Below are 538 nucleotides of genomic sequence, written 5' to 3'. Positions count from 1 at the left end.
GGTGCTCGACCACATAGGTCTGCAGATCATCGCGCACGGCATCGGCCTCCCAATGCATGCGGGCAAGGAAATCCTGCACGCCATCAGGGCTGGCATCGCCGGCCGCTTCGGCCAGGTGCCAGCCGTTTTTGCGCTCCAGCGGCGAGAGTAGACCCTGCAGATAAGCCCGGGCGCGTCGGCGCGGCTCGACGCGGCTGAACCGGGGAGCAATTCGGGCGACGAGATCATCCAGCTGATCGGCCCAGCGGTGGGCCTCGCTTGCGTGCGTCATGCCGCGACACCTCCGTGTCTAAGACAACGCACAAGACCCGGCTGTAGTACAACCTAGGTCGGATTTGCTGAAGCGAAGACAAAGCTGAAGCAGCCTCTCCGGCGTACTCCAGTCGCCTCTCCGTCTTCGGCATATCCCGGGCTAGCCGTTCTTATGCACGAGAGGGCTGGAGAGGGCTGGCGGATGTAGCTTAAGCGCTTGAAGCAGCGTAGGATTTGGTTGCTGAGACCAACCCCTGCCACCGATTGCACTGTGCCACACCCGCCA

Annotated in this window: 1 protein-coding gene; it reads right to left on the bottom strand. The window is 62.8% G+C overall.

The window, feature by feature from the left end; translation table 11 throughout:
- On the bottom strand, window positions 1-271 hold a 271-nt coding region (locus FS320_RS44930), incomplete at its 3' end, for a transposase (protein WP_162003674.1).
- Window positions 272-538 lie beyond the last annotated feature (267 nt).

Origin of the sequence: Microvirga tunisiensis (assembly GCF_009296175.1) — a bacterium.
Taxonomy (GTDB): Bacteria; Pseudomonadota; Alphaproteobacteria; order Rhizobiales; family Beijerinckiaceae; genus Microvirga; species Microvirga tunisiensis.
This window is presented reverse-complemented; position numbering and strand designations above follow the sequence as displayed.